Origin of the sequence: Phocaeicola sp. (genome assembly GCF_048170425.1) — a bacterium.
In the GTDB taxonomy this organism is placed as follows: Bacteria; Bacteroidota; Bacteroidia; order Bacteroidales; family Bacteroidaceae; genus Phocaeicola.
Window position 1 is genome coordinate 1 of the sequence record NZ_DBEXBB010000057.1, and the last position, 6,770, is coordinate 6,770.

Here is a 6,770-nt window from a genome sequence, read left to right on the forward strand (position 1 = left end):
TGAATTAAAAAAACATCTTTAGCTTTGCAACCGTTTGTTAGCAATAAGAGCGAACTCTACATTTTTACTATTTTTATTGACAACAAACTTATTCATATAATAACCGTGGAAAAGAAAACGTACAGCTACGATGAAGCTTACAACGCTTCGTTGGAGTATTTCAAAGGAGATGAATTAGCCGCGCGTGTTTGGGTAAACAAATACGCAGTGAAAGACTCATTTGGAAACATCTATGAGAAGTCCCCAGAGGATATGCATTGGCGAATTGCCAATGAGGTAGCCCGCATAGAGGCTAAATATCCCAATGCTCTCAGTTCTCAGGAACTTTTTGATTTGCTTGACCATTTCAAGTACATCGTTCCCCAAGGAAGCCCGATGACGGGAATCGGAAATGACTACCAGATTGCTTCATTGTCGAACTGTTTTGTAATTGGACTTGACGGAAGCGCTGATTCTTATGGAGCCATCATCCGCATCGACGAAGAACAAGTACAATTGATGAAACGCCGCGGAGGTGTAGGACATGACTTGTCTCACATCCGCCCGAAAGGCTCTCCGGTAAAGAATTCTGCCTTGACTTCAACCGGTCTTGTTCCTTTCATGGAGCGTTATTCGAATTCAACCCGTGAAGTAGCCCAAGACGGACGCCGCGGCGCCTTGATGCTGAGTGTATCAATCAAGCATCCTGACTCCGAATCTTTCATCGATGCCAAGATGACCGAAGGAAAGGTAACGGGTGCCAATGTTTCCGTAAAACTGGACGATGAATTCATGCAGGCCGCAGTAGACGGAAAGCCTTACACACAACAATATCCGATAGATTCGCCTAACCCGATGACGTCGAAAGAAATTGACGCTTCGGCTTTATGGAAAAAAATTGTACATAACGCATGGAAATCGGCAGAGCCGGGTGTGTTATTCTGGGATACCATTATCCGTGAATCTGTGCCCGACTGCTATGCAGACTTAGGGTTCCGTACCGTATCGACTAACCCATGTGGCGAAATTCCATTATGCCCGTACGACTCATGCCGTTTGCTGGCTATCAATCTGTATTCATACGTAGTAAATCCTTTTACTCCGGAAGCTTATTTCGACTTTGAACTGTTCAAGAAACACGTGGCACTGGCTCAGCGCATCATGGACGACATCATCGACCTGGAACTGGAAAAAATTGAACGCATCCTCGAAAAGATTGACTCCGACCCTGAAAGCATGGAAGTGAAGGGAAGTGAGCGCCACCTATGGGAGAAAATTTACCGCAAATCCGGACTGGGACGCCGTACCGGCGTAGGCATCACTGCAGAAGGCGACATGCTGGCAGCTATGGGATTACGCTACGGAACAGAAGAAGCTACGGAATTCTCTGAAAAAGTACATAAGACAATTGCACTGGAAGCATATCGTTCGTCTGTGAACATGGCCAAAGAACGTGGTGCGTTTGAAATCTACGATACTGAACGTGAAAAGAACAACCCGTTCATCAACCGCTTAAAAGAAGCAGACCCACAGTTGTACGAAGAAATGAAAAAGTATGGCAGAAGAAACATTGCCTGCCTGACCATTGCTCCGACAGGAACTACCAGTTTGATGACACAAACGACTTCTGGTATTGAACCGGTATTCATGCCTGTTTACAAACGCCGCCGTAAAGTAAATCCGAATGATGCGAACGTACACGTGGATTTCGTGGACGAAACAGGAGATGCATTCGAAGAATATGTGGTATTCCACCACAAGTTCCTCACCTGGATGCAAATCAACGGATATGATCCGGATAAACGATATACGCAAGAGGAAATCGATGAACTGGTAGAAAAATCACCCTACTACAAGGCAACATCAAACGATGTGGACTGGTTGATGAAAGTGAAAATGCAAGGACGTATCCAGAAATGGGTGGACCACTCGATCAGTGTCACCATCAACTTACCCAACAACGTAAGTGAGGACCTCGTCAACCAATTGTATGTAGAAGCATGGCGCTCAGGATGTAAAGGATGTACGGTATACCGTGACGGTTCACGCGCCGGAGTGCTTCTTTCTACCAAGAAAAAAGACAAGAAGGAAGAGGAAGAATGCCACTGTAAACCTCCTCAGGTAGTCGAAGTGCGCCCGAAAGTACTGGAAGCTGATGTGGTACGATTCCAGAACAACAAAGAGAAATGGGTAGCATTCGTAGGTTTGCTGGACGGAAGACCATACGAAATCTTCACTGGTTTGCAAGATGATGAAGAAGGTATCGTGTTACCAAAATCTGTCACTACCGGACGCATTATTAAAAGCTACGACGACGACGGAACCAAGCATTATGACTTCCAGTTCGAAAACAAGCGCGGCTATAAGATGACCATTGAAGGCCTTTCTGAAAAGTTCAATAAGGAATACTGGAACTATGCTAAACTTATTTCAGGTGTACTCCGTTGGAGAATGCCTATTGAACAAGTTATCAAGCTGGTAGGTTCTTTACAACTTGATAGTGAGAACATCAACACCTGGAAAAACGGTGTAGAAAGAGCACTGAAGAAATACGTACAGGATGGTACTGAAGCCAAAGGCGTGAAATGCCCGAACTGTGGTCATGAAACACTGGTATATCAGGAAGGTTGCCTGATTTGCAAGACATGCGGTTCTTCACGTTGCGGATAATCTCCAGTTAAATACATCTTATTCGATAAATACGCAGGCATGAATCGTACAGACACTGAATTTCAGCAATTATACGATTCATGCCTCTCTTTATTCAGTAAAAGAAGATGAAACAAAGTGATATGTATATTCATTTGAAAGGGTTGAAAATTTTCGCATTCCACGGGGTACTGCCTCAGGAAAATAAGGTAGGTGCCGAATATACACTCAACCTGCGGTTGAAAACTGATTTCAGCCAAGCCTCACAAACCGACAACCTGATGTACACCATCAATTATGCTGAGGTATTTGAGATTGTGAAGGAAGAAATGAAAATTCCCTCCCAATTATTAGAGCATGTAATACAGCGCATCGCGAGACGACTGTTTCAAGTTTTTCCACAAATCACGGAAATAAAAATTGCCTTGTTCAAACAGAATCCTCCCATGGGGGCTGAATGCCAAGCAACAGGAGTTGAATCCATTTACACCAAAGACTAACACAAATATGAAGAAACTTGTAATTTTTGACTTGGACGGAACTTTACTGAACACTATTGCCGACCTGGCAGCAGCTACCAATTATGCACTGACTCAGTTTGGCTATCCCACACATCCTACGGACGCTTATCGCTTCTTCGTAGGAAACGGAATCAACAAACTTTTTGAAAGGGCTCTTCCCGAAACGGAAAGAACGCCAGAAAATGTATTGCGTATACGTTCTAAGTTTGTGCCTTATTATAACCTGCACAATGCGGATTTAAGCCAACCTTACCCCGGTATCGAAAAACTGCTCATACAACTTCAGGAGCAGCATATCCAAGTGGCTGTCGCTTCCAATAAGTATCAGGAAGCTACAGAAAAACTTATCCGGCAATATTTTCCATCCATTCACTTCACGGCAGTGTTCGGACAACGGGAAAATATACCGACCAAACCCGACCCACAGATTATTCACGAGATTATAGGAATAAGTGGCGTGCAAAAAAAGGAGGTAGTCTACATCGGTGATTCGGGAGTAGACATGCAAACAGGACTCAATGCAGAAGTTACCACCATAGGAGTATGCTGGGGATTCCGCCCGAAGAGTGAACTACAATCATTTCAGCCTGACCTTCTGGTGGAAAATCCGAAAGAAATTACAGACTTTCTACAACTTTCTTAAAGGGGAAAATGAAAGGAAACTTTTTCAGGGTCTGAAAATTACTCACGGGCAAGTCGTTTAAGAGCCAGATGATGTCCGGCCTGAGCTGCCTTTTTATACCAAAACATGGCCAGATGTAAATCTGGAGCTCCAACCCATCCTTCTTCATACCCTTGTCCGATACGATAGAAAGCATAGGGATCGGACGAATGCCGATAAGCTTCAAAAGCTTGAGGAAGTGACACAGGCAATGCGCCACATCCTTTACGATACAAATCCCCCAAATTAGCCGAAGCATAGGTTAAATCACCCTGACGAACAGCTTCCTTAAACCAGAACTCTGCCTGATATCCGTCAGGAAACACCCCTACTCCTTCCTGGTATAAAGTGCCTATGTCGTTCAATACGACTCCGTCAACCGGCGTTCCTTCACGATACTCCTTTCCCAACTCCAGCAGCATGTCTACGTCTTCCCGCGAAAAACTTTCCCATGTTTCGGTGCCGTCAGTCTGCCATGACTTGACCCGTCCGATAGAAACATGCTGCGGTACATCAACCTCCACATCCATCGCATAAGCCATACGGTCGGCCAGAAATTCTTCCTTGGTTGCTTCCAATAACCAACCCTTGCGAAGCAGGTATTGTATGTAACCGTAAATGCGCGAAGTAGAAGAATGAAGATTCACTCCATATTTTTTTAACTGTTCCAAAGACACATAACGAATCCCTTCTCTGGGAAGTTCCAGGTAACAACGAGGAATGACGGATAGTATCACTTTCAGAGAAGCTATTTCTTCTCCGATACAGTCTTCTATCCATTGTGCACCCAGTCTTTCATATACGCTATAAGCCTTTCCATCCTCCCGCGATATCAATTTCGGGCTGTGTCCATTCAGAGACAAGCTCAGTGTATCAATCAGGTAAGGAAAAAACTTATAATCATCGTATGAGGACAGTCCATCCATACCTATCACTATTTTGCCATGCATATCGTCAGAAATGACAAATGAAGTAGTGGAATGTTTCGGCCGGTGAAAATAATAATGAGTCTCCCCACGGTAAGTACCCTGTACCGTCAGTTCAACAGGAACCTCCAGCTTGCGAAAGAAATCTTTAATCCGCAAGGGAGAAGCCGCATTCAATTGAAAAGAAATTCGCATAGTTACCCTTTCTACCTTTAATAAATCTTCGCACGGATCTCACCACTACCAATACACAGATGAGCATCCTTATCATAAATCACCCCGAATTGTCCGGGCGCTATGCCCTGTATCGGTTCCTTACTGGAAACCAGCAGCGTTCCGTCTTCGGCAAAGCGCACTTTTCCAGCCTGAAAGGTATCCGTGTGACGTATCTTGAAACAAATTTCAGTTTCCTGTTCTTTCCATGGATTCAAGGTGATAAAATGAAAATCCTTTACACAGAAGGAATGTCCGAACTGCTTTTCTGTATCATATCCATGCGACACATAGATAATGTTTTCTTCCACATTCTTGTCTACTACGAACCACGGACCACCACCCAGTCCCAGTCCTTTACGCTGGCCAATGGTATGAAACCAATACCCGCGGTGCTGTCCGATAATTTTTCCAGTTTCTAATTCTATGACCGCCCCCGGACGTTCTCCCAAAAAACGACGGATAAAGTCATTGTAGTTTATCTTTCCAAAAAAACAGATACCCTGACTGTCCTTCCGGCGGGCACTTGGCAAAGAAGCTTTCAACGCCATTTCCCGTACTTCTTCCTTGAGAAAATTCCCCAAAGGAAACAGCAAACGTGACACCTGCAAGTAATCAATCTGAGCCAGAAAGTCGGTCTGGTCTTTCACCGGGTCTTTGGCCGTAGCCAGCCACGTATATCCATCTATATCCTGTGTAGAGGCATAATGTCCCGTAGCAATCTTATCATAACCCCGTCCGGCCTCCCGATCAAAACAGCCAAACTTTATCAACTTGTTACACATCACATCAGGATTGGGAGTCAAACCACGACGTACCCTGTCTACCGTATAAGCTACCACATTGTCCCAATAAGCCTGCTGTAAATCGACAATATGAAAAGAAAGTCCATACTTACGCGCAGTGGCAGAAGCAAGTTCAATGTCCTCCTCAGCCGTACAGGTCAGCCCGTCGTCCGTATCCATACCAATTTTTATATAAAACAAATCAGGCTTATATCCCTGCTCACACAACAGATGCACAGCTACTGCACTGTCTACTCCTCCCGAAATCAAAGCTGCTATATTCATATATTTCTTATTTTAACGACAAATATACCACCGGCATATCAAATGCCCAATACCTTTTTCAGGGTATATCTCATTTCAAAGCCTGGAACTGTTCAATAAGTGAAGTAATATTTGCCGTAAACAAGCGAGCTGAAATAGCCAACAAGATGATACCGAAAAATTTGCGAATGACGTAAATACCGCCTTTCCCTAACATACGCTCAATGCGGTCGGTCAGTTTCAAAACGATAAACACCCATACCATATTAAGTACCAATGCCAATACGATGTTTATCGGAGCATATTCTGCCCGCAATGAAAGTAAAGTAGTAAATGCACCGGCACCGGCCAGCAAAGGAAAGACCAGAGGCACCAGCGTGGCTTCCTTAATTGGCCCCGTATTTTTAAATATTTCGATGTCCAAAATCATCTCCAGCGACATCAGAAAAATAACAAACGCACCAGCCACCGCAAACGAAGCGATATCTACCTGAAACAAACGCAACATCATGTCGCCTGCATAAAAAAATCCTATCAAAAGTGCAAAAGCAATAAGAGTGGCTTTGAGAGCATTCACAGACCGCCCTTTCTGTTTCAGGTCCAGAATAATAGGGATGGAACCAATTATATCAATTACGGCAAAAAGAACGATAAAGGCACTCAAAAACTGCTGAAAATCTAATCCACTCATAGCTATATCCAAAATTATTACTGCAAAGTTATGATTTTTTTATACACTTGCAAGGGAACGACAAACATTATCAGACTGTAA

At 43.9% G+C, this 6,770-nt stretch carries 6 protein-coding genes; 3 read left to right on the forward strand and 3 right to left on the reverse strand.

Annotated elements, in window-relative coordinates:
- Positions 1 to 105 precede the first annotated feature (105 nt).
- From ACMJ0U_RS02495 to ACMJ0U_RS02505, 3 genes are all read left to right on the forward strand, one after another.
- Positions 106 to 2,649 (forward strand): adenosylcobalamin-dependent ribonucleoside-diphosphate reductase, encoded by a 2,544-nt coding sequence (locus ACMJ0U_RS02495; protein WP_417127954.1) that lies wholly within the window; start codon positions 106 to 108, stop codon positions 2,647 to 2,649.
- A gap of 107 nt (positions 2,650 to 2,756) precedes the next feature.
- Entirely contained in the window at positions 2,757 to 3,128 is a 372-nt protein-coding gene (gene folB / locus ACMJ0U_RS02500) for a dihydroneopterin aldolase (protein WP_417127956.1), read from the forward strand.
- Positions 3,129 to 3,135: 7 nt separating this feature from the next.
- Positions 3,136 to 3,792 (forward strand): HAD family hydrolase, encoded by a 657-nt coding sequence (locus ACMJ0U_RS02505; protein WP_417127957.1) that lies wholly within the window; start codon positions 3,136 to 3,138, stop codon positions 3,790 to 3,792.
- 38 nt (positions 3,793 to 3,830) lie between these two features.
- Here ACMJ0U_RS02505 and ACMJ0U_RS02510 read toward each other — a convergent pair whose 3' ends face one another.
- The 3 genes from ACMJ0U_RS02510 to ACMJ0U_RS02520 form a co-directional block, all read right to left on the reverse strand.
- Positions 3,831 to 4,931 (reverse strand): tetratricopeptide repeat protein, encoded by a 1,101-nt coding sequence (locus ACMJ0U_RS02510; RefSeq protein ID WP_417127958.1) that lies wholly within the window; start codon positions 4,929 to 4,931, stop codon positions 3,831 to 3,833.
- Positions 4,932 to 4,948: 17 nt separating this feature from the next.
- The gene (gene mnmA, locus ACMJ0U_RS02515; protein WP_417127960.1) at positions 4,949 to 6,019 is read right to left on the reverse strand and encodes a tRNA 2-thiouridine(34) synthase MnmA; all 1,071 of its coding nucleotides are present in this window, start codon (positions 6,017 to 6,019) and stop codon (positions 4,949 to 4,951) included.
- Positions 6,020 to 6,089: 70 nt separating this feature from the next.
- Positions 6,090 to 6,689, reverse strand: a complete 600-nt coding sequence (locus ACMJ0U_RS02520) for a MarC family protein (RefSeq protein ID WP_417127962.1) — start codon at positions 6,687 to 6,689, stop codon at positions 6,090 to 6,092.
- Positions 6,690 to 6,770 lie beyond the last annotated feature (81 nt).